This window comes from Trinickia violacea (genome assembly GCF_005280735.1).
GTDB lineage: Bacteria > Pseudomonadota > Gammaproteobacteria > Burkholderiales > Burkholderiaceae > Trinickia_A > Trinickia_A violacea.
Window position 1 is genome coordinate 1,855,192 of sequence record NZ_CP040078.1, and the last position, 20,242, is coordinate 1,875,433.

Consider the following 20,242-nt stretch of genomic DNA (forward strand, 5'->3'; position numbering starts at 1 on the left):
TAACAATGGAGGCCAATTGAAGCGGTGCGCGGCACACCTGTTTTCATCCGTCACGGCAAAGGCGATTCCCATGCAGATCAATTTCCCGAACGAAGCCCCTGAGTACTCGGGGCGCGAGCTGACTTTAGCGTTCCCGGCGTTGGTCGATGGGGAACGTGTGCAGTGCAGCATCACCGCTGAAGCCATGGAAGATCACTTCGGCGCAGCCTCCTATCGCTTCGAAGACATGATCGGCGCGTTCGATACGCACCGTGAGCGCATCGAGGCGGCGGCTCGCCGCCTGCTTTCGGAAACCCGGGCCCAATGCCTGGTTTTGCGCAGCGGCTATGTGAGGTTCTACGAGGCGAACTGGCGCGCGTAGCGTAGTGCGCGGGCAGGTTTTTCCGCGGGTCTTTCCTAATTCGCCGGCGCGTTACCGAGTCTGCAAAGTAAAACGCCACCCGAGGAGCGGGTGGCGCGGATTATTGCGTGCTGCCTTTGCGTGTCACTCGGACCCGAGATAGAAATAGCGGAACAGGAAGATCGCGGCGATGATCCACACGACCGGCTTGACTTCGCGCGCGCGGCCCGTGAACAGCTTGAGACCTGCATAAGTGATGAACCCGAAGGCCACGCCGTTCGCGATCGAATAGGTGAACGGCATCAATAGCGCGGTCAACGCGGCCGGCACGACTTCGGTCGCATCGTCCCACGGCAATTGCGCGAACTCGCGCAACATCAGACACGACACATAGAGCAGCGCGGGCGCGGTCGCGTAGGGCGGCACGACCCCCGCGAGCGGCGCGATGAGCAGGCACGCGAGGAACAGGACCGCGACCGTGATCGCCGTCACGCCCGTGCGCCCGCCCGACTGCACGCCGGACGCGCTTTCGATATACGCCGTCGTCGACGACGTGCCGAGCACCGAACCCGCGACGATCGCCGTGCTGTCGGCAAGCAGCGCCTTGTTCAGCCGATGCATCTTGCCTTCGACGAGCAGCCCCGCGCGATTGGCGACGCCCATCAGCGTGCCGGTGGCGTCGAACAGCTCGACGAGGAAGAACACGAGCACGACATTGATGATGCCGGTCGACAGCGCCGCGCGAATGTCGAGATGAAAGAGCGTGGCATCGATCGACGGCGGCGCCGAAATGACGCCATGAAACGCGTTGCCGCCGAAGAAGAACGACAGGACCGTCACGGCCAGGATGCCGATCAGTATCGCGCCGCGAACGCGCAGGACGTCGAGCGCGACGATGAGGAAGAAGCCGATGGTCGCGAGCACGACCGGCGGTTTGTGCAGATCGCCGAGCGTGACGAACGTAGCCGGACTGGCGACGACGATGTCGGCCGACTTGAGCGAAATGATCGCGAGAAAGAGCCCGATGCCGCCGGTGATCGCGACGCGAATCGAATGCGGTATGCCGTTGACGATCATCTCCCGCACGCGGAACAGCGTGACGAGCAGGAACAGGCACCCGGAGATGAACACGGCGCCAAGCGCTGCCTGCCAGGTGAACCCCATGCCCTTGACGACGGTATAAGCGAAGTACGCGTTGAGCCCCATGCCCGGCGCGCAGGCGATCGGGTAGTTGGCGTAGAGGCCCATGATCAGCGAGGCGAGCGCCGCCACGAGGCAGGTCGCGACGAACACGGAGTCTTTCGGCATGCCGGCGTCGCCGAGGATCGACGGGTTGACGAAGATGATGTAGGCCATCGTCAGAAACGTGGTCACGCCGGCCAGCACTTCCGTGCGCAGGTTCGTGCCCGCTTCGTCGAACCCGAAGTAGCGTCTTGCCGATTCCGTGAACGAATATCCTCGCGCGTCTGCCATGAGCTGTTTCTCCTGTTTGCCCTAGGGCGGGCCGATACGAAAAGCCGTGATGGTACTGCAGAGGAGGGGGCGGCTCCAGTTTGGAAGCCTGGCGGCAAAAACACAAATGACAAAAAAGAAACCGGACATATGGTTTATGTCCGGCTTTGGCGATGCTACGCTGCGTCCTCGCAAGAAACTAGAGTCAGCCTGGGATCTTCACGCTCGGTTCGATCGATATCGGCTTGCCGGTCTACTACCGCCGCGTGCCGGTCGAGCAACTGACCGGCACGCCCGCGCGACCCGATTACTTGCGCATCGAATCGATATCGATGACGAAGCGATACCGCACGTCGCTCTTGAGCATCCGCTCATACGCGTCGTTGATCTTTTGCATCGGAATGATTTCGATGTCCGACGTGATGCCGTGCTCGGCGCAGAAGTCGAGCATCTCTTGCGTCTCGGCGATGCCGCCGATCAGCGAGCCCGCGAGGCGCCGCCGCTTGAAGATCAGATTGAAGACCTGTGGCGACGGGTGATCGTGCTCGGGTGCGCCGACGAGCACGAGCGTGCCGTCGCGCTTGAGCAGGCTGATGAACGGATTGAGGTCGTGCTGCGCGGCCACCGTGTTGACGATGAGGTCGAAGCTGTTCGCGTGGGCCGCCATGTCCGACGGGTTCCGTGACACGACGACTTCGTCCGCGCCGAGACGCTTGCCGTCTTCGATTTTCGATGCCGACGTGGTGAACAGCACGACGTGCGCGCCCATCGCGTGCGCGAGCTTGACGCCCATATGGCCGAGGCCGCCGAGACCGACGACGCCCACTTTCTTGCCGGGTCCCGCACCCCAGGTGCGCAGCGGCGAATACGTCGTGATGCCCGCGCACAGGAGCGGCGCGACGCCCGCGGGGTCGAGATTCTCGGGCACGCGCAGGACGAAGGCTTCGTCGACGACGATGTTCGTCGAGTAGCCGCCGTAAGTGTTCTCGCCTGTCTGACGGTCCGGTCCGTTATAGGTGCCGACAAAGCCGTTCTCGCAGTACTGCTCGAGACCTTCCTCGCAGCTCGGGCACGTGCGGCACGAATCGACGAGACAGCCGACGCCGACGAGATCGCCGACCTTGTATTGCGTGACTTGCGGACCGACGGCCGTCACGCGCCCGACGATCTCGTGACCGGGAACGACCGGATACACCGTGTTCTTCCACTCGTTGCGGGCGGTGTGAAGATCCGAGTGGCAGACGCCGCAGAACAGGATGTCCATCTGCACATCGTGGCCGCGCAGATCGCGGCGCTGGAATTCGAATGGCGCGAGCTTCGAGCGTTCGTCGGAAGCGGCGTAGGCATAGGCGGTGGTAGTCATGAGAGCTCCAATAAGTGGGAATCGGATGCCGCAAGCAATCAAGCGGTCTTACGTCCTTCGACCGGATAGGCGGGGTCGGTGTAGCCCGGTGTCGACGCATGTCCCGGCGGGACCAGACTGTCGACGAATTTTTCGTCTTCCGCGCCGAGCTCGAGCGAGAGCGCGTCGATGTAGCTGTCCCAGTGCGCTTCGGTGCGCGGTCCCGCGATCGTCGAGCTGACGAGGCGGTTCTTGAGCACCCAGGCGAGCGCGAACGCGATCGACGTCGTGCCGCGCGCCGCCGCGTGCGCGGCCACCTGTTGCGCGATGGCGAGCGACTCGGGCCGCCATTCGGTTTGGTGAATGCGACGGTCGCCGCGGCCGGCGCGCGAATCGGCGGGCGGCGCGGTGTCGGCCGCGTACTTGCCGGTGAGCACGCCGCGCGCAAGCGGGCTGTACGGCACGACGCCCAGGCCGTAATGGGCCGCTGCCGGCAACTGCTCGACTTCGGCCGTGCGGTCGACCAGGTTGTAAAGCGGCTCGCTCGCGATCGGGCGATCGATGCCGAGCTGATCGGCAAGCCGCACGATCTCGGCGATACGCCAGCCGCGGAAATTCGACACGCCGAAATAGCGCACCTTGCCTTGGCGGATCAAATCGCCGATCGCGCGCACGCCTTCTTCGAGCGGGGCATCCGTGAGCGCGCGATGAAAATAGAGGATGTCGATGTAGTCGGTGCCGAGGCGCTTGAGGCTCGCTTCGACGGACTGGAAGATCCATTTGCGCGACTGGCCCTGTGCATTGGGGCGCTGCGCCGACGGCGTCAGCGGATGGCCGAACTTGGTCGCGACGACCCAGCTGTCGCGATGCGCCGCGATCGCGCGGCCGACGATCTCTTCCGACCGGCCCGCGTGATAGACGTCCGCCGTGTCGATGAAATTGACGCCTTGATCGAACGCCTTGTCGACGATCCGGCGCGAGCTGGCTTCGTCGGTCTCGCCGCCGAACATCATCGCGCCGAGGCACAACGGCGACACTTTGAGGGCGCTGCGTCCCAGATACCGGTAATCCATGGTGTTGAGCTCCAAAGTCGAACGAATCGTTCTTAGGCCGAGCAATGTAACCAGCACGGGGTTGCGCGACTAGGCGGTCAAAGGCGCAAGCGCCTATGAGCGAGATTCATGAATGGCGGGGGAACGCTGGATGGCCGCTCAGTGTGACCGCTCAGTGACAGGCGTGGGAGCGCGTTCCTGAGCCGAGGCGAAAAAAAGCCCGGTATCGCGAGAAACCGGGCTCGAAGTTTGAGATTGTGTTGCCAATCACGTACTGCTGGACTGCCGTTGCTTACCTTTCGCTACACCTGCTTACCGACTACACCTGCGACTCCATCGTAGAGGCACGGCGCGCGCAGAAATGTCAGGCTGCACGGAAAATGCGTCGTGCACGGCCTGAATCGCGTGTCAGGAAAACCTGATGGGCTGCGCTGGAAGCCGCACGCGGTCACGGCAGAACCGGCTCGTCGTTGCGAATCAGCACGCGAATCACGGAGCCGGCGTTCTGCGTGCTTTCGATGCGCAGCTCGGCGTCGGCCATGCGGGCGCGCTCGGTCATGCCGAGCAGTCCGTACGAATAGCCTTGGCGCGCCGCGCGGACATCGAAGCCGCGCCCGTCGTCGCGCACGATCAGTTCGAGATCGGTATCGAGATTGTTCAGCGTGACATCCACATGCGAGGCGCCCGCATGGCGCGCGACGTTCGTCAGCGCTTCCTGCACGATGCGGAAGATCGCTGTTGCGCGTGTTTCCGACAGCACCGGTTCGGCGCCCAGCATTTGAAAGCGGCATTCGATCGGGCTGTGGCGGTTGAAATCGTCGGCGAGCCATTCGAGCGCCGACGCGAGGCCATAGTTCAGCGCCGCCGGCCGCAGGTGGCTCGCGACGTTGCGCACGATCTGGATCGTGCGCTCGACGAGCTCGCCGATCTCGTCGGCTTTCTCCCGGCCGGGCGCGTCGGGCCCGAGCGTGAGCTTCATGAGCGACACGTCCATTTTCACGGCGGTCAGCAATTGGCCGAGCTCGTCGTGAATCGCCATCGCGATGTGCTTGCGCTCCTCTTCGCGAATCGCCTCCTGGTGCGCCGCGCGCAACAGCAGCCGCTCCGCCATCACGTTCACGCGCGCGGCGAGCCGGCCGAGCTCGTCGCCGGATTCGACCGTGCAGCGCGCATCGAGATCGCCGCCCGCGATCCGGTCGACCATTTCCTCGAGACGCGCGATCGGCTTGCGCACGACGTGCCGCACGAGCAAGAACGTCGCGCCGTACAGCACGATGAGCGCGAGCGCCAACGTTTCAAGCACCGTGCGGCGTGCGTGGTCGATGTCGCGCAAGGCGACGGCGCGCGTCAGCACGATGCGGACCTCGCCGATCTTTTCGCGCGGCGCGTCGCCGGGCGGATCGTATTCGATCGGCCGCACGCGCACGACGCCTTCCTCGGGCGCCACGTCCGCGCGCTTCTTGATCGACGACACGACACCGTAGTTGGCCGCCGTCACCGTGAACTGCACGACTTCGGGGTTCGGCGCGAGCGCGGCGAGCTGTTCGTCGATCGCGGCGCGGTCGACGTTCCATAACGGCTGCGCGAGCGAGCGGCTCAACAAGTCCGCAATGCGCGTCGCGCGCTCTTCGAGCACGTTCATGCGCCGCTCGCGCTCGTGGTTCATCAAACGGTACGTGGACGTGCCCGCGACGACCGTGATCAGCACGAGCAGCGACAGCATCAGCTTGGTGTGCAGGCCCGGCGGCCAAAGCATCGACTGGAAGGGCAAGCGCATCAGGACACCTTTATGCCTGTGTTCAGCAGGCGCTGGAGATCGAAGTCGTAGCGCGACGCCTGCGTGTGCCGGTAGCGCGAGAACTGGGCGAAGTCGGGGCGCTGTCTGCGCACGAACACGGTTTCGTCGTATTGCGCCGCGTTGCCGCGATCGATCACGCTCAGGAAGTCGAGCGTCTGCCGCACGCCGCCCGCCGCGGCGAAGTCGGCGCCGTGGTGGTAGTCGTAGAGCAGCACCATCGCAATGGCGCCGATGAAGTAGTCGCCCGCGATCATCGCCGTGAGGCCGCCGTCGCGCACGCTCGCCACCGCTTCCTGCATCGCCCCCATGCCGCCCACGACCACCTGCGCGCCGCGCTCCATCACGGCCTGCAGCGCGCCGAGCGTCATCGAATCGTTGGCGGCCCACACGATGTTTGCGGCGGGATAGCGCGCGAGCAGCACGCGGGCTTTCTGGAACGCGTCGGCGTAGCTCCAGTCGCTGTTGACGAGCTGGACCGTGCGGCCTCGCTCCGAGTGCGCGAGCCACGCCTCGACGCCCTCGGCGCGTTCGAGCGACGCCGGCGTGTTCGGATCGCCCGTAATGCCGATCACGCGCACCTCGCCGGCGCCGTGCGCCATGCACAGGTACTGCATGAGCCGGTAGCCGCCGCGCTCGGCGTTCGCGGTCACCGTGCCGATCCAGTTCGCGATCCGTTCGCGTTCGTTGCCGATTTCGGTGCGCTGCGCGCTCGTCAGGTCGTTGTGGATCAGGAGCACGCGTGCGGGCGAGGCGGCGAGGATCGGCAGCATGCGTCCGGCCGCCATTTTTTCGTTGACGATCACGACGTAGTCGGGGGGATCGCGGCGCTGCGCCACTTGCTGGGCCTGACGCAGCATGAGCAGGTGGTCGCGCTCCGCGTACAGCACTTCGAGCTGCATGCCGAACGTCAGCGCCGCCTCGGTCATGAAGCGCGAAACCAGCTGCCAATGCTGCCCGGTGCCGCGCTCGACCGCTTCGCCCGGATTCAGGAAGACGACGCGCGCCGGACGCTCGATCGCCCGTGCAGGCCGCGCGACGGCCGACAAGCCGGCGAATGCCAGGCGCAGCAAGGCGTCTCGACGATTCATCAGAGGGTTCTTGGCGGCTGGGGCGGCCGGGCCGGCCGCAGGGGCTGGGTGCCGGATCGCGATTCGGACGCCCGGGCGTTGGCGGCGGCGCCGTCGACGGGGAATTCCATGGAGTCTCGTAAGCAAACGCAGGGGACGGGAAACCGGCGAGATCCGCCGGCAAGCGGGGAAGGCCGGGCTTTCCTGTTCGCGGCAGGATAGCTGCGAAGAAAATCGATGACAACAGGCGGTGCTCCGTTCACCCCGCACTCACCCCGGCGCGACACGCCCATGACGCTCAATTTCTTGAATTACTGCCGTTAAATCAGGCTATTCCGGCGATCGAAGCGAGGGCACGTACCGGACAATCTGCAACTGCACGATGCCGGCGGCGAGCGCCGGCAATGCCAAACCACTCGATCGAATTCACCCCCAACTCCCGCTTTGTCGAGGTAGAGACATGTCAAGCAGCGTCACCATCACGGAAGAAATGATCGCCGAGATTGCCAATCGGATGGCCGATGAAGGCCAGAAAGTTTCTCCGCTGGCGATCTGGTCCGAAGTGCATACCGGTTCGGTGGTCGCTGTAGCCGCGGCGCTGCGCAAGTGGCGCGAAACGCGTGCTTTGCGCGCGCCCCAGGTGGCGGAGCGCCCGGCGCTGCCGGAAGTCGTCACCGACACGATGCGCGACGCGCTCGACCGGCTGTGGACGTCGGCGCAGGACGAGGCCGAGCGCGCGGTGTCGCGGCGCCTCAACGCGCTGACGCAGCGCGTCGAGGATGCGAGCAACGAGCGCGACGACGCGCTCGCGGAACTGCAAAACACGGTCGAGGAACTCGAGTCGGGGCGCCGGCAGCTCGTCGAGATGACCGATGCCTATCACGCGAAAACCGACGAAGCCGGCCGCTTGGCGGAGGACGTCGCACAGGCCATGCAGCGCGCCGATGCTGCCGAACTGCGCGTGCACGAGCTCGAGGCGCGCATCGCGGCGCTCGAGGCCGAGGTGGAACGCCTGAGCGCCGAACTCGAGGCGGAGCGTGAAGCGCATTCGCAGCGGGAGACCGAGGCTGCAAGCGCCGGCAGCGAGACGGCGGATGCCGCCGAGCTTGCGCAAACGACCCCCGATGCCGCGAATCCTGAGCAGATCGCCCAGCTCGAAAGCGAGCTGACGGCGATTCGCGCGTTGCTGGAAGCCGAGCAGCAGGCGCACGCGATGCAGACGCAAGAGGCGGCCCGTGCGCGCGACGAACTGGATTCCACCTCGCACGAACTGTATGAGACGCAAGTGAAGCTCGCCAAGCTGACTGAGGAGCGCAGCGGCGACGCGTCCGAAATCGCGCGATTGACGGCGACGTTGTCGGCGGCCGAAGAGCGGGCCGAAGTGCTGCAGCAACATGCGAGCGAACTCGCCGCGCGTGCGAGCGCGCCGGGCGTGTCTGCCGAAGCGCCGAGCGCCGCCGCACCGGAGGGCGGCGCGGGTGCCGAGGAGATCGAGGCGCTCAAGCTCCAGATCTCGCGCGACGCCGAGGCCCACGCCGCCGCGCTTGCCGAAGCCCGCGAGAATATGAAGAAGTGGTCGGATTACGCCAATGGGCTCAAGCAGCAATTGGTTCAGGCAAACGAAAAAATGATCGTCATCAATGCGCGCGGGGTAGGTGAAGCCTCCCTGAGCCGCAAGCTCGCCGAGGAATTGAGCCGGCTGCAGCCGGAGCACGAGCTGGCGCGCCGCGAGAATCAGCAGCAGTTGATCGTCGAATCGATCGGCGCCCAGCTCGAGCAGCAGGGCTATCAGTACGATCCGAAGACGGGTGCGGTGACCAAGCAGACGCAGACGGTCTAGTGATCTTCGAGTGACCTGTAAAGCGGCGCCTTCTCCGCCGCCGACGAGCCGATCGGGCGTTCATCTAGGACGCCCGATCGGCTTTTGTCATATATCGTCAGAAAATAATCAAGTTGGCGCGCGCCGTGCCGTTAATGCAAGCGTTGCCTTAGCGGCGCTAGGTCTTCCTCTCAGAATGTCAACGCGAACTTCCAAGCGAACGGCGAAACCGCGCCAGACCATCCGGCTCATCGACGGCGCGAGCCGTTTGCTGCCGATGCCTCGCGACGAATCGCGGCGTCTCCTGATCAGCTATTACTGGCAGCTCGACGAGCTCAAATCGGGACGCGGCAACGCAGCGATGATCGGCACGATGGCGGGCGTGATCGTCGCCACTTGCCTCCTCGTGAACGCGGGGTGGGGCGAGGCGCAGGCCGAGGGCATGGCCGAAGTGCAGTCGCGCCTGATCGAGTGCAACGCGGAGGCGGCCCGCACCGGCTCCTGGCGCGTCGACCCGCTGACCTACGAACTGCTTTGCGAAGTCCTCGACCTGCATGGCGAACAGCTTCAAGACGCGCCGCTCCATGAGGTCATCAAGGTCAGCCGGCACCTCGACCGCATGCGGGACGCCGCAGCGCCGGGCACCGGGGATCGCATGCTGGCGGCCGCTTAGCGTCGCAGCCGCGCAAACGTTTCAAGCCGGAGCCATCGCCTTCACGGGGAGGGCGCAGGCATTCATCTCGGGCGACCGCGCGATCATCCGGCCTGCTGCAGATAACGGTGCACGAACGCGATCGCCATACTCCCTTCGCCGACCGCGGAAGCCACGCGTTTGATCGGACTCAGCCTCACGTCCCCGCATGCGAAGATGCCGGGCACGCTGGATTCGAGCAGGTAAGGGTCGCGGCTCAGCGGCCAGCGCCCGGCCTTGACGACGTCGTCGCCGGTCAGCACGTAGCCGCGCTGGTCGAGTGCGATGTCCGCCGGCAGCCAGCCGGTTTCCGCATCGGCGCCGATGAAGACGAAGAGGCCGCCGCAATCGTGCCGGCCGACCGTTGCGCTCGCGCCGTCGCGTATGTCGATCGCGGTCAGATGCGTATCGCCGTATGCGCCGACCACTTCGGCGTGCAACCTGACGGACACGTTCGACTTCGCGGCAATCTGTTCGACCAGATAGCGCGACATGCTCTTCTCGAGCGCATCGCCGCGCAGAACGAGCGTGACTTCCCGCGCGTGATTCGAAAAGTACAGCGCGGCCTGCCCGGCCGAGTTGCCGCCGCCGATCAGATAGACGTCGAGCCCGTGCGTCGCGCTCGCTTCGCTGCGCGCTGCGCCGTAGTAGATGCCTTTGCCGATGAAGCGGTCGAAGCCCTCGACGGCGAGTCGGCGCCACGTCACGCCCGTCGCCACGATCAGCGTGCGCGCGCGGACGACATCGCCGCCGTCGAGATGGATCTCGCGCGAGGCGGCGTCGATGCGCTCGACCGAGCGCGTCACCAGAATCTCCGCGCCGAGCCGCTTGGCCTGCTGCAATGCCCGGCTCGCGAGTTCGTCGCCCGACACGCCGTTCGGAAAGCCGAGGTAGTTCTCGATCCGCGACGACGTGCCGGCTTGCCCGCCCGGCGCTTCGCGCTCGACGACCACCGTGCACAGCCCCTCCGACGCACCGTATACCGCCGCGGCGAGCCCCGCCGGCCCGCCGCCGATGATCATCGTGTCGTATTCGGCGAGGCGCGGTTTCGTCTGAAGACCCAGTCGCTCGGCGAGTTCGCGCGCGGCCGGCCGCAAGAGCTGCGTGCCGTCGACGAGACGCAGCGCCGGACAATCCGCGTCCGACGGGCAGGTCCCGGGCCATTTGGAAGGCAGTTCGGGCGCATCGGGCGTCATCCAGTCGTAGCTGATCTGGTTGCGCGCAAGGAACTGGCGCAGCCGCGTGCAATCGGCATCCCAGCGATTGCCGACCATCGTCACGCGTGCCTTGGGCGGCTCGGCGGAGAGTCCTTGCAAGCCGCCGATGCGCTCGCGCGCGAGCGCGCCCATCTTGGTCGCGACGTCCGGCGAGACGGCGGCGAGCTGGTAATAGCGCTGGGCATCGACGCGCATCACGCGCGACGGCTCGGCGGCCCGATACGCGCCGGGGAAAGGCGAACTGAGGGCCAGCGGGACTTCGCCGAAGATGGTCCCGGGTGCGCGCCAGCCCAGCGTGCGCTCGATGCCGTCGAACGTTTTGATCACTTCCATCTTGCCGGAGAGCACGGCATAGAGCGCACGCTCGCCGCCTTCATGGACGGCGAATTCGCCCGCGCACAGACGCATATCGGCGGACGTGTGAGCGAGATCCTCGAGTTCGGAATCGGGAAGGGTGGAGAAAAGGGGGATTGCCCGGATGTCGTCGACGGTCAGCATGGCTTCGCAAACCCCTTCAAAAAAGAAGCGACAATTCGCGCTACATGGGCCTGAACGCCACCTGGGACTACGCCGCCGGACCGACGCGGTTGATTAAGGCATTGAGCAGCTCGATGGGCACCGGAAAGATAATCGTGGAGTTCTTGTCGGCGGCGATCGTGGTCAGCGTCTGCAGATACCGCAGTTGCAGCGCTTGCGGCTGCTGCGCGATGATCTGCGCGGCCTGCAGCAGCTTTTCCGACGCCTGCAATTCGCCTTCCGCGTGAATGATCTTCGCGCGCCGCTCGCGCTCGGCTTCGGCTTGCCGCGCAATCGCACGGATCATCGTCTCGTTGATGTCGACGTGCTTGATCTCGACATTCGACACTTTGATGCCCCAGGCGTCGGTCTGCGCATCAAGCGTTTTCTGAATATCGGCGTTCAATTGCTCGCGCTCGGCCAGCAATTCGTCGAGTTCGTGCTTGCCGAGCACGGCGCGCAGCGTCGTTTGAGAGAGCTGGCTCGTCGCCTCGAAAAACTTCGCGACTTGGATCACGGCCTTCTCCGGATCGACGACGCGGAAATAGACCACTGCGTTGACCTTGACCGAGACGTTGTCGCGCGTGATGACGTCCTGTGGCGGCACGTCGAACACGACGGTGCGCAGGTCGATGCGCACCACCTGCTGCACGATCGGGATGATCAGCACGAGGCCCGGCCCTTTGACCTTCCAGAAACGCCCGAGCATGAACACGACACCGCGTTCGTACTCGCGAAAAATGCGGATCGACGACGCGACCAGGATGACCAGAAATAGAAAAAGGATGCTGGAAAAGCCGAACGTGAAGCCGATCATGAGTGTTCTCCTTGTTTTTCGACCACGGGCACGACCGTTAGCGTGAGGCCCCGGCGGCTCGTCACGCGCACACGGCGGCCCGCCGCGAGCGGTTCACTCCCCGACACCCGCCAGCGCTCGCCATGCACGCGCGCCCAGCCGAGGTTTTCAGCGGCGCCGGCGCTATCGCCGCCGCTCGGAAGCAAGCCTTCATCGATGATTTCGCCGACGCTGCCGACGATCGCCTCGGACCCCGTCACGACCGGCCGCCGCCGCGCCCGCAACGCCACGCTCGACACCGCGAAGATGAAGAGCGCGCTCGCGGCGGTGAGGGCGGCGACCATCGGCAGCGGCACGCCGTAGCCGGGCACGTCGGTGTCGATCAGCATCAGCGCGCCGACCGCGAACGCGATGATCCCGCCGAAGCCGAGCGTCCCGAAGGTCGGCAGGAACGACTCGGCGATCAGGAACGCGATGCCGAGAAAGATCAGCGCGAGCCCCGTGTAGTTGATCGGCAGCAGCTGCAGCGCGAAGAGGCCGATCAAGAGCGCGATTGCGCCCGCCACGCCGGGCAGCACGAAACCGGGATTCGCGAATTCGAAGAAGAGCCCGTACATGCCGATCGTGAGCAGGATCAGCGCCACGTTCGGATCGGTGACGACGGCGAGGAAGTGGCTGCGCCAGTCGGGCTCGAGCGTGACGACCGGCGCGCCCGCGGTCGCGAGGCGGTGGGCGCCGGTCGAGGTTTCGACGGTGCGTCCATCGACTTTCACGAGCAGGTCGGGCACGTCGCGCGCGATGAGGTCGACGACGTGCTGATCGAGCGCGTCGTTCGCCGACAGGCTCACGGCTTCGCGAACGGCTTTCCCGGCCCAGTCGACGTTGCGCCCGCGCAGTTGCGCGAGGCCGCGGATGTACGCTTCGGCGTCGTGGATCTGCTTGCGGATTTCAGTCGATTGCGAGTCGGTGCCGGTGGGCAACGACGCGGCCTTGTCTTTCTGGTCGTCCTGCGCGCTTTTGTCTTTGTTGGCGCTTGGTCCGCCGGTCACGGGCTGCGGCGGCGTTTCCGGTCCGCCACCGCCGACGCCGAGCTGCACCGGCGTCGCCGCACCGAGATTGGTGCCGGGCGCCATCGCCGCGATGTGGCTCGAATAGACGATGTAGGTGCCGGCGCTCGCCGCGCGCGCGCCGCTCGGGCTGATGAACGCGGCCACCGGCACCGGCGACGAGAGGATCGCCTTGATGATCTGGCGCATCGAGGTATCGAGCCCGCCGGGCGTGTCGAGCTGGATGACCGCGAGCTGCGCGCCGTCGCGCTCGGCGCGCGCGAGGCCGCGCGTGATGAAATCGGCGCTCGCCGGGCCGATCGCGCCGGAAACCGGCAGCACCAGCACCTCCGCGGGCCGCGCCTGGGCCGCCTCGCCGACGCCGCAAGCGAGCGACAGGCCAAGCGCGGCGGCGAACGCACCCCAAGCACCAAGCGGCCTGAACCTGAACTTGGCGAGCGACAGAACCCGGAGAATCGATGCGGTCCGAAGCAAGAGAGGCGTTTTCATCGTTTTCATCGGCGCCAGGCGGGGGCGACGGCACCGCCTCGACAATGCGGGAAAGGCTTAAAAAGCGGCCTGATGCTTACAGATTAGGCGATTCGCGCGCGGGCGTGAGTGCTCGGAAACGCGAGCAGCGCACCCGCTGGCTACACTACGGTTTCCAACGCAGCGGCGTGACAGACGCTGAAATGGCCTAATCCGCACGAACGCGGCGAGCCGCAAGATCCTCTGACAATGAAAGGAGAGACCTCATGCCGAGCCTTGAGCGAGCGCGAGCAGCTACGCTTATCGATTTTGTCTGGCGCATGGCGCTTCGCTTCGGATTTCGGCTCGCTCGCGCCTGGTGGCACCTTCGACGGCCTCGCCATGAGGGTGCGCTCGTCGCAATCTACGTCGGGCGAGCGCTGTTGCTGGTGAAGTCGTCGTACCGGGCCGAGTGGGGTTTTCCCGGCGGGAGTCTGCGGCCCGGTGAGACGCCTGATGCAGCGGCGCAGCGCGAAATGGACGAGGAGATTGGTCTCTCGTCGTACCCATTACGCCCTGCGGGCAGCGTCTGCGGCATGTGGGACGGGCGAAGAGACAGGGTGCACTTCTTTGAACTGCACCTCGATCGCATGCCCAAACTGCGGCTTGATAATCGCGAAATTATCGCCGCGCAACTGGCATCGCCGGAGGAGTTGCACGGCATCGCGCTGACTGAGCCGGTCGCAGCGTATCTCGGCGGAGAGAGTCGAGGCCGGCGCGAATGATGAGCCTGTTAGTCGTTTTACTGGGATAACGTCACGACTTCTACGGGATGGCGGCCGATCGCATAGTGCCTGGGTGACTACCCAGGAGACTTCACGATGCGTATCTTTCTGACGGGCGCAACCGGCTTCATCGGCTCCGCTCTGGTGCCCGAACTCATCGAAGCCGGTCATCAGGTGATCGGCATGACGCGATCCGATCAGGGCGCGCAGGCGCTGACCGCGGCGGGCGCCGGCGTTCATCGCGGCACGCTCGAAGACATCGACAGCCTGCGCAGCGGCGCCGCGAAAGCGGACGCCGTCATCCACCTCGCGTTCGATCACGATTTCTCGCGCTTCGTGGAGAATTGCGAGAAGGACAAGCGCGCGATTGCGGCACTCGGCTCGGCGCTGGCCGGCTCCGATCGTCCGCTTCTCATCACATCGGGCACGGGCGTCGGCAGCCGCGACGACGGGCAACCGGCCACCGAGGATGTGTTCAACACCACGCACCCGAATCCGCGCATCGGCTCGGAGCTAGCCGGCGATGCGCTACTGGAGGCGGGCATCAACGTGTCGGTCATGCGTTTGCCACAGGTGCATAACCCGTTCAAGCAGGGCCTCATCACGCCGCTCATCCAGATCGTGCGTGAGAAAGGCGTCTGCGCCTACGTGGAGGATGGCCGTAACCGCTGGCCGGCGGGGCATCTGTCGGACGTCGTGCGGTTGTACCGGCTCGCGATCGAGAAGGGCGAACGCGGTGCGCGCTATCACGCGGTCGGTGAAGAGGGCGTCAGCGCCCGCGAGATTGCCGAGGCGCTGGGGCGCGGTCTGAAGGTGCCGGTCGTCTCGATCGCGCGTGCGGAAGCGCAAGCGCACTTTGGATGGATGGCAATGTTCGCCGCGCTCGATATGCCGGCATCGAGCGCGCAGACACAGGCGCGCTTGGGCTGGCAGCCGACAGGCCCGACGCTCATCTCCGATCTGAACGAAGCGCGCTACGTCCAGGCGTTGACGTAAGCTTCGCGGTCGCTGTCCGCCAGCAGCCGAAAAGAACGGCGTAGGTCGTCGCGTTGCGCTGCCTACCTTGCTCGCGTGCCGTTCGTGAAGTAGATTTTTCTGATGAGGTCCGTCACGCGGGAGGGACTGCCATGGAACTCAGTGTGGAACGTGTCGATGTTTGGGCAGCGGCCATCGACGACAAACCGGGAGGCCTTGCGAAGGTATTAGGCGTCTTGCGGGATGCGGGTGTCGACTTGCAGTTCGTCGTGGCACGCCGCACGCCGGAGGCATCGGGTAAGGGCGTCGTGTTTGTCGCTCCGCTACAGGGCGACAGTGCGATCCGTGCCGCCACGCAGGTGGGGTTCAGCGTCAGTCCGAGCCTTTACTCCGTCCGTGTAATGGGTCTGGACCAACTGGGCGTCATTGCACAATTGACCCAGATGCTGGCAGACGGGGACATCAATCTCCGAGGTGTCTCGGCCGCTGTACTTGGCTCTCAGTTCATTGCCTATATCGCGGTCGACTCGTTGGACGATGCCGAAAAGGCGATTGACATCCTGCAAAGGGCCTGAAGCCCCGGGCATTTCGGCGAATCCCGGCGCCGGGAGGAGGTCGGGAGTGTGAATACTCCGACGACCAGGACGCGGGTATTTTGGGTGCTCGCGCTCTGCATCATTGTGACGTGCACGGCAGTTGGCGGCGCATTGCTGTTCGAGCTGTCGGTGATCGGTCATGCCGTGAGCGATTTCCGCCGGGACGAGGCCATGGCGCAAGCAGCCATCGCGCGTGGCGAGCCGGCTACGCTCGAGGAGCGCTTCGATCCGCCCTATCTGAAGCAGTACGGGTTGGACCGCAGCCTGTACACGGATAGTCACGGAAACTTTTCGCCAACAGGGGCTGACTGGCGGCAATGGGGGTTGCGAACCAAGGCCGCCGCCACCGTGATGTGGCTGGGTCACGATCCACCGGGAACCTGGTGGACCTTCGTTCAGATCAAGTGCGTCGACCGGTTTCCTCAAGCTCACGCCGACAGCGAGCCGATCGTCGACGTTGCCGACGCTTGCCTCGGTGAACCGCATTGATCGACACACAGCCGGTCCGGGCGGTGCCGCCTTCGCTGCTTGCGCACGATCAAAAAATCGACTGCCCGGTCAGCGTCGTCAACCATTCCAATGACTTGACGCCCGCAAGCGAATTGCCGTTCGCGTCGAGCCCAGGCGACCAGACGCATACCGCCATCTCCCCGGGCAGCACCGCGACGATCCCGCCGCCGACGCCGCTTTTCGCCGGCAACCCGACGCGGTAGACGAAGTCGCCCGCCGCGTCGTAGGTGCCGCAGGTCAGCATCAGCGCGGAGAGGCGCTTGGCCGAGCTCGCGTCGAGGATGCGCTCGCCCGAGACCGGCGCGACGCCGCCGTTGGCGAGGAATAGGGCGGCCGTCGCCAGTTCGACGCAATTCATTTCGATCGCGCACTGGCGGCAATAGGCGTCGATCACGATATCGGGTGGCATCTGCAGGTTGCCGAAGCTCGCGATGAAGTGCGCCATCGCGCGGTTGCGCTCCGCATGCGCGAGCTCGGAGTGGGCGACGCGCAGGTCGTAGTCGAGATCGATCACGCCGGTCAGGCGCCGCATGAACTGGACGAGCGCCGTCTCGGCGCCGACGAAGCGGCGGCACAGCACGTCGGTGACGACGAGCGCGCCCGCGTTGATGAACGGATTGCGTGGCTTGCCGCGCTCGCTTTCGAGCTGCACGAGCGAGTTGAACGCCGTGCCCGACGGCTCGCGGCCGACGCGCTCCCACAATGCGTCGCCGACGAGCTGAAACGCGAGCGTGCAAGCGAAGAGCTTCGAGATGCTCTGAATCGAGAAGCGCTGGCGAGCGTCGCCGATGGAAAACACGCGGCCGTCGAGCGTGACGACCGCCATGCCGAAGCGTTCGGCGGGCACCTTGGCGAGTTCGGGAATGTAATCGGCGACACGCCCGGCGCTGAGCCACGGCGTGATGTCGCGATGAATCTGTTCGAGGATCGCGGAGTAGTTTTGGTCGGTCATTGACGGGTGCGTCCGAAGGCCCATGAGCGCGGGCCGCGATGATACCGCAGCCCGCTTTCACAGTCCGTTTCTTGGCCTGCTTCTTCGCCCATTGCTTGGCCCGCGCCTCGATCCAGTCCGCAGTCAGTCCCTTAGCGCACCCGCACGCCCAGCACCGTCAGCGTCCGCCCGATGGCCGCGACCACGTTGTGCATCTCGTTCGCATCGATCGCGCCGATGCAGCCGACCCGGAACGTCTCCATCTTGGTCAGCTTGCCGGGATAGAGCACATAGCCCGCTTCCCGCACCGCCGCATAGAACGTCTTGAAGTCGTAAGCGGGGTCGCGCGGTGCGTGGAACGTGACGATCACGGGTGCTTGCACCTCCGGTTTCAGGAACGGCTCGAAGCCGAGTGCGCGCATGCCTTGGACGAGCACCTCGCAATTCTTCGCATAGCGCGCGCCGCGAGCCGGCGTGCCGCCTTCGGCGAGGAACTGGTCGAGCGCGGCGCGCAGCGCGGCGATGACGTGCGTCGGCGGGGTGAAGCGCCACTGCGTCGTCTTCTGCATATAGACGTATTGATCGTGCAAATCGAGCGCGAGCGACGGCGAGCGGCCCTCGCTCGCTTCGAGCACCTCGCGCCGCACGATCACGAAGCCCATGCCCGGCGCGCCTTCGAGGCACTTGCCGGAGGCCGAGATCAGCGCATCGATGCCGCCGCGCGAGAGGTCGATCGGCAGCGCGCCGAACGAGCTCATCGCATCGACGATCAGGCTCTTGCCGTGGCGCTTGCAGAGCGCGGCGATCTCGTCGAGCGGATTCAGGAGGCCCGCGCTCGTCTCCAGATGCACCTGCGCGACGTGCGTGATGCGCGAGTGGTGGTTGAACGCATCTTCGATGGCCGCCACGCCGACGGGCTCGTCGTCGTCGAGCGCAAGCTCGATGTAATCGATGGCGAGCCGCTGCAGGATGCGGATGATGCGCGCGCAATACGCGCCGTTGTTCGGCACCAGCACGCAGCCCTGGCGCGGCACGAGCGTGCCGAGCGCCGCTTCCACCGAGAATGTGCCGCTGCCCTGGAGCGGCACGCACACGTAATCCCGGCCGCCGTTCGCGATGGCGACCAGATCGGCGCAGACGCTTTGCGTCATCTGGTTGAAGGCGGCATCCCACGAGCCCCAGTCGCGCAGCATCGCTTGCCGCGTCGCAGGCGAAGTTGTCAGCGGTCCTGGCGTAAGCAGGATCGGTTCGTTACCTAAAATCACAGTGGCTCCTTGTGAAAAATGGCTCGAGAAAGGGACGATGCGCTCCGGTTCGGCACATCGATCGCTATGTATTTTATTGGCGAATTGTGTCATTTTTTGGTTTTTGTGAGAATCGTCATCGCGCTGTCACGGAAGCCTGTGATTCTTGCCGTGCCCGCACAGGCCGAGGCAAGAGCGCTGTGGGTAGCGTCTGGCTCGAAATTCGGCCGTGCAAACAGCTCTCGGGTTGTCGACAATCTGCAAAATGCGTCGCCCGACTGTGGCAATGTGTGCAGCGCCGCCGCGCTGCCGTTCAATCACAACAGGGATCGGGATTTCTCCCGACCAATAGTCTTTCCTCCCTTCGGAGAAAACGAGATGAACACGACGAAACACCACGCGACTGCCCGTATCGTCCGCAAGCTGCTGCCGGCACTCGCCGCGGCGGCTCTGTTCGAGGGCATGGCGATGCCTGCGCACGCCGCCGATGCGGTGGTGCTGTACACGGCCGACGGCCTCGAGAATCTCTATAAGGACGTGCTGCCGGCGTTCGAAAAACAGGAAGGCGTCAAGGTCAACATCGTGACGGCCGGAAGTGGCGAAGTTGTGAACCGTGCGACGGTCGAGAAGGATTCGCCGAAGGCCGACGTGATCGTGACGCTGCCCCCGTTCATTCAGCAGGCGCAGCAAACGGGCCTGCTGCAGCCGTATCAGAGCGTGAACTACAAGAACGTGCCGGCGATCGCGAAGGCGCCGGACGGCGCCTGGGCGACGTTCGTCAACAACTACTTCTCGTTCGCGATCAACCCGGATGTCGTGAAGAACCAGCCGAAAACGTTCGCCGACCTGCTGCACCCCGACTACAGCGGCAAGGTCGCGTACTCGAACCCGGCGACGGCCGGCGACGGCATGGCGGTCATCATCCTGACGACGTCGCTGATGGGTGAAGACAAGGCGTTCGACTACCTGAAGAAGCTCGAGCAAAGCGCCAAGTTCCACACCAAGGGCACGGGCTACCTCGATGTGCTGCTGTCGCGCAACGAAATCTCGGTGGCGAACGGCGATCTGCAGATGGACCTCGACGACGCAGCCAACGGCGGCCTGTCGCTCAAGCCGATCTTCCTCGCGGCGAAGGCGGGCGGCCAGCCGACCACGTTCCAGCTGCCGTACGCGATCGGTTTGATCAAGAACGGCCCGAACCAGGCTGAAGGCAAGAAGCTGATCGACTATCTGATGTCGACCGACGTGCAGTCGAAGGTGCCGGACATCTTCGGCATCCCGGCCCGCACCGACGTGCCGCTGACGGGCAAGAACGGCGAAGCGGTCAAGCAGGCGATCGCGGGCGTGAAGCTCGTGCCGGTGGACTGGAACCAGGTGATGGCGAAGAAGGCCGGCTGGACGGCGCGCTGGAAGAACGAAGTGATCGGCAATTCGGGCAAGCAGATCGAAGTCGTGAAGCCGGCGCAGTAAGTCGGCTCAGTAAGCCGGATCTATAAGCCGGATCAATAAGCCGGATCAATAAGCCGGATCAATAAGCCGCGCGGCTTAAGCCGATGTAGTTGAGGGCCTGTTCTCGGCGAGGACAGGCCCTGGTGCA

Annotated in this window: 18 protein-coding genes; 8 read left to right on the forward strand and 10 right to left on the reverse strand. The window is 65.1% G+C overall.

Translation table 11 applies throughout. The features are described 5' to 3' along the window. Positions 1-70: 70 nt before the first annotated feature. Entirely contained in the window at positions 71-361 is a 291-nt protein-coding gene (locus tag FAZ95_RS30475) for a DUF1488 family protein (protein ID WP_137336157.1), read from the forward strand. A 123-nt stretch (positions 362-484) separates the two neighbouring features. Here the strand turns inward: FAZ95_RS30475 and FAZ95_RS30480 are convergent, their stop codons facing one another. From FAZ95_RS30480 to FAZ95_RS30500, 5 genes are all read right to left on the reverse strand, one after another. Further along, complete coding sequence (locus FAZ95_RS30480; protein WP_137336158.1) at positions 485-1,813, reverse strand: NCS2 family permease; 1,329 nt, start codon at positions 1,811-1,813, stop codon at positions 485-487. A gap of 286 nt (positions 1,814-2,099) precedes the next feature. Then, entirely contained in the window at positions 2,100-3,155 is a 1,056-nt protein-coding gene (locus FAZ95_RS30485; protein WP_137336159.1) for an NAD(P)-dependent alcohol dehydrogenase, read from the reverse strand. A gap of 38 nt (positions 3,156-3,193) precedes the next feature. After that, on the reverse strand, positions 3,194-4,207 hold the full coding sequence (locus FAZ95_RS30490; protein ID WP_137336160.1) for an aldo/keto reductase: 1,014 nt from the start codon (positions 4,205-4,207) through the stop codon (positions 3,194-3,196). Positions 4,208-4,634: 427 nt separating this feature from the next. Beyond that, the gene (locus FAZ95_RS30495; protein ID WP_137336161.1) at positions 4,635-5,963 is read right to left on the reverse strand and encodes a HAMP domain-containing sensor histidine kinase; all 1,329 of its coding nucleotides are present in this window, start codon (positions 5,961-5,963) and stop codon (positions 4,635-4,637) included. Beyond that, positions 5,963-7,072: an ABC transporter substrate-binding protein gene (locus FAZ95_RS30500; RefSeq protein WP_137336162.1), complete on the reverse strand. Its 1,110-nt coding sequence runs from the start codon at positions 7,070-7,072 to the stop codon at positions 5,963-5,965. Before FAZ95_RS30500 ends, FAZ95_RS30495 begins: the two co-directional genes overlap by 1 nt. A gap of 439 nt (positions 7,073-7,511) precedes the next feature. On the opposite strand from FAZ95_RS30500, the gene FAZ95_RS30505 reads away from it, so the two are divergent. Together FAZ95_RS30505 and FAZ95_RS30510 are read left to right on the forward strand one after the other, a co-directional pair. Then, entirely contained in the window at positions 7,512-8,891 is a 1,380-nt protein-coding gene (locus FAZ95_RS30505; protein WP_137336163.1) for a DNA-binding protein, read from the forward strand. Positions 8,892-9,066: 175 nt separating this feature from the next. Further along, positions 9,067-9,543 carry a hypothetical protein gene (locus tag FAZ95_RS30510; RefSeq protein ID WP_137336164.1) on the forward strand — a complete coding sequence of 159 codons (477 nt, stop codon included), beginning with the start codon at positions 9,067-9,069 and terminating at the stop codon, positions 9,541-9,543. Positions 9,544-9,626: 83 nt separating this feature from the next. On the opposite strand, the gene FAZ95_RS30515 is transcribed toward FAZ95_RS30510, so the two are convergent. From FAZ95_RS30515 to FAZ95_RS30525, 3 genes are all read right to left on the reverse strand, one after another. Further along, positions 9,627-11,276 carry an FAD-dependent oxidoreductase gene (locus FAZ95_RS30515; protein ID WP_137336165.1) on the reverse strand — a complete coding sequence of 550 codons (1,650 nt, stop codon included), beginning with the start codon at positions 11,274-11,276 and terminating at the stop codon, positions 9,627-9,629. Positions 11,277-11,343: 67 nt separating this feature from the next. Further along, on the reverse strand, positions 11,344-12,111 hold the full coding sequence (locus tag FAZ95_RS30520) for a slipin family protein (RefSeq protein ID WP_137336166.1): 768 nt from the start codon (positions 12,109-12,111) through the stop codon (positions 11,344-11,346). Then, the gene (locus FAZ95_RS30525) at positions 12,108-13,646 is read right to left on the reverse strand and encodes an NfeD family protein (protein WP_137336167.1); all 1,539 of its coding nucleotides are present in this window, start codon (positions 13,644-13,646) and stop codon (positions 12,108-12,110) included. The genes FAZ95_RS30520 and FAZ95_RS30525 overlap by 4 nt, the downstream gene beginning before the upstream one ends. Before the next feature lie 245 nt (positions 13,647-13,891). Between FAZ95_RS30525 and FAZ95_RS30530 the strand changes: the two genes are divergently transcribed. From FAZ95_RS30530 to FAZ95_RS30545, 4 genes are all read left to right on the forward strand, one after another. Then, positions 13,892-14,389 carry an NUDIX domain-containing protein gene (locus FAZ95_RS30530; protein WP_137336168.1) on the forward strand — a complete coding sequence of 166 codons (498 nt, stop codon included), beginning with the start codon at positions 13,892-13,894 and terminating at the stop codon, positions 14,387-14,389. Between the two features lie 96 nt (positions 14,390-14,485). Further along, the gene (locus FAZ95_RS30535; RefSeq protein WP_137336169.1) at positions 14,486-15,385 is read left to right on the forward strand and encodes an SDR family oxidoreductase; all 900 of its coding nucleotides are present in this window, start codon (positions 14,486-14,488) and stop codon (positions 15,383-15,385) included. A gap of 131 nt (positions 15,386-15,516) precedes the next feature. Continuing rightward, positions 15,517-15,939, forward strand: a complete 423-nt coding sequence (locus FAZ95_RS30540) for an ACT domain-containing protein (protein WP_137336170.1) — start codon at positions 15,517-15,519, stop codon at positions 15,937-15,939. A 48-nt stretch (positions 15,940-15,987) separates the two neighbouring features. Then, positions 15,988-16,449, forward strand: coding sequence for a hypothetical protein (locus tag FAZ95_RS30545; RefSeq protein ID WP_137336171.1), 462 nt, complete (start codon positions 15,988-15,990; stop codon positions 16,447-16,449). 49 nt (positions 16,450-16,498) lie between these two features. On the opposite strand, the gene FAZ95_RS30550 is transcribed toward FAZ95_RS30545, so the two are convergent. After that, the gene (locus tag FAZ95_RS30550; RefSeq protein WP_137336172.1) at positions 16,499-17,422 is read right to left on the reverse strand and encodes a glutaminase; all 924 of its coding nucleotides are present in this window, start codon (positions 17,420-17,422) and stop codon (positions 16,499-16,501) included. Between the two features lie 131 nt (positions 17,423-17,553). Further along, positions 17,554-18,666: a 2-aminoethylphosphonate--pyruvate transaminase gene (locus FAZ95_RS30555; RefSeq protein ID WP_437437749.1), complete on the reverse strand. Its 1,113-nt coding sequence runs from the start codon at positions 18,664-18,666 to the stop codon at positions 17,554-17,556. Between the two features lie 357 nt (positions 18,667-19,023). On the opposite strand from FAZ95_RS30555, the gene phnS reads away from it, so the two are divergent. Beyond that, on the forward strand, positions 19,024-20,115 hold the full coding sequence (phnS, locus tag FAZ95_RS30560; protein ID WP_137336174.1) for a 2-aminoethylphosphonate ABC transporter substrate-binding protein: 1,092 nt from the start codon (positions 19,024-19,026) through the stop codon (positions 20,113-20,115). Positions 20,116-20,242 lie beyond the last annotated feature (127 nt).

Coding starts and splice junctions, on each gene's coding strand:
- FAZ95_RS30525 (WP_137336167.1), bottom strand. CDS start 13,646: ATGAAAACGCCTCTCTTGCTTCGGACCGCATCGATTCTCCGGGTTCTG.
- FAZ95_RS30530 (WP_137336168.1), top strand. CDS start 13,892: ATGCCGAGCCTTGAGCGAGCGCGAGCAGCTACGCTTATCGATTTTGTC.
- FAZ95_RS30520 (WP_137336166.1), bottom strand. CDS start 12,111: ATGATCGGCTTCACGTTCGGCTTTTCCAGCATCCTTTTTCTATTTCTG.
- FAZ95_RS30515 (WP_137336165.1), bottom strand. CDS start 11,276: ATGCTGACCGTCGACGACATCCGGGCAATCCCCCTTTTCTCCACCCTT.
- FAZ95_RS30490 (WP_137336160.1), bottom strand. CDS start 4,207: ATGGATTACCGGTATCTGGGACGCAGCGCCCTCAAAGTGTCGCCGTTG.
- FAZ95_RS30550 (WP_137336172.1), bottom strand. CDS start 17,422: ATGACCGACCAAAACTACTCCGCGATCCTCGAACAGATTCATCGCGAC.
- FAZ95_RS30500 (WP_137336162.1), bottom strand. CDS start 7,072: ATGAATCGTCGAGACGCCTTGCTGCGCCTGGCATTCGCCGGCTTGTCG.
- FAZ95_RS30475 (WP_137336157.1), top strand. CDS start 71: ATGCAGATCAATTTCCCGAACGAAGCCCCTGAGTACTCGGGGCGCGAG.
- FAZ95_RS30535 (WP_137336169.1), top strand. CDS start 14,486: ATGCGTATCTTTCTGACGGGCGCAACCGGCTTCATCGGCTCCGCTCTG.
- FAZ95_RS30485 (WP_137336159.1), bottom strand. CDS start 3,155: ATGACTACCACCGCCTATGCCTACGCCGCTTCCGACGAACGCTCGAAG.
- FAZ95_RS30480 (WP_137336158.1), bottom strand. CDS start 1,813: ATGGCAGACGCGCGAGGATATTCGTTCACGGAATCGGCAAGACGCTAC.
- FAZ95_RS30505 (WP_137336163.1), top strand. CDS start 7,512: ATGTCAAGCAGCGTCACCATCACGGAAGAAATGATCGCCGAGATTGCC.
- FAZ95_RS30495 (WP_137336161.1), bottom strand. CDS start 5,963: ATGCGCTTGCCCTTCCAGTCGATGCTTTGGCCGCCGGGCCTGCACACC.
- FAZ95_RS30540 (WP_137336170.1), top strand. CDS start 15,517: ATGGAACTCAGTGTGGAACGTGTCGATGTTTGGGCAGCGGCCATCGAC.
- FAZ95_RS30510 (WP_137336164.1), top strand. CDS start 9,067: ATGTCAACGCGAACTTCCAAGCGAACGGCGAAACCGCGCCAGACCATC.
- phnS (WP_137336174.1), top strand. CDS start 19,024: ATGAACACGACGAAACACCACGCGACTGCCCGTATCGTCCGCAAGCTG.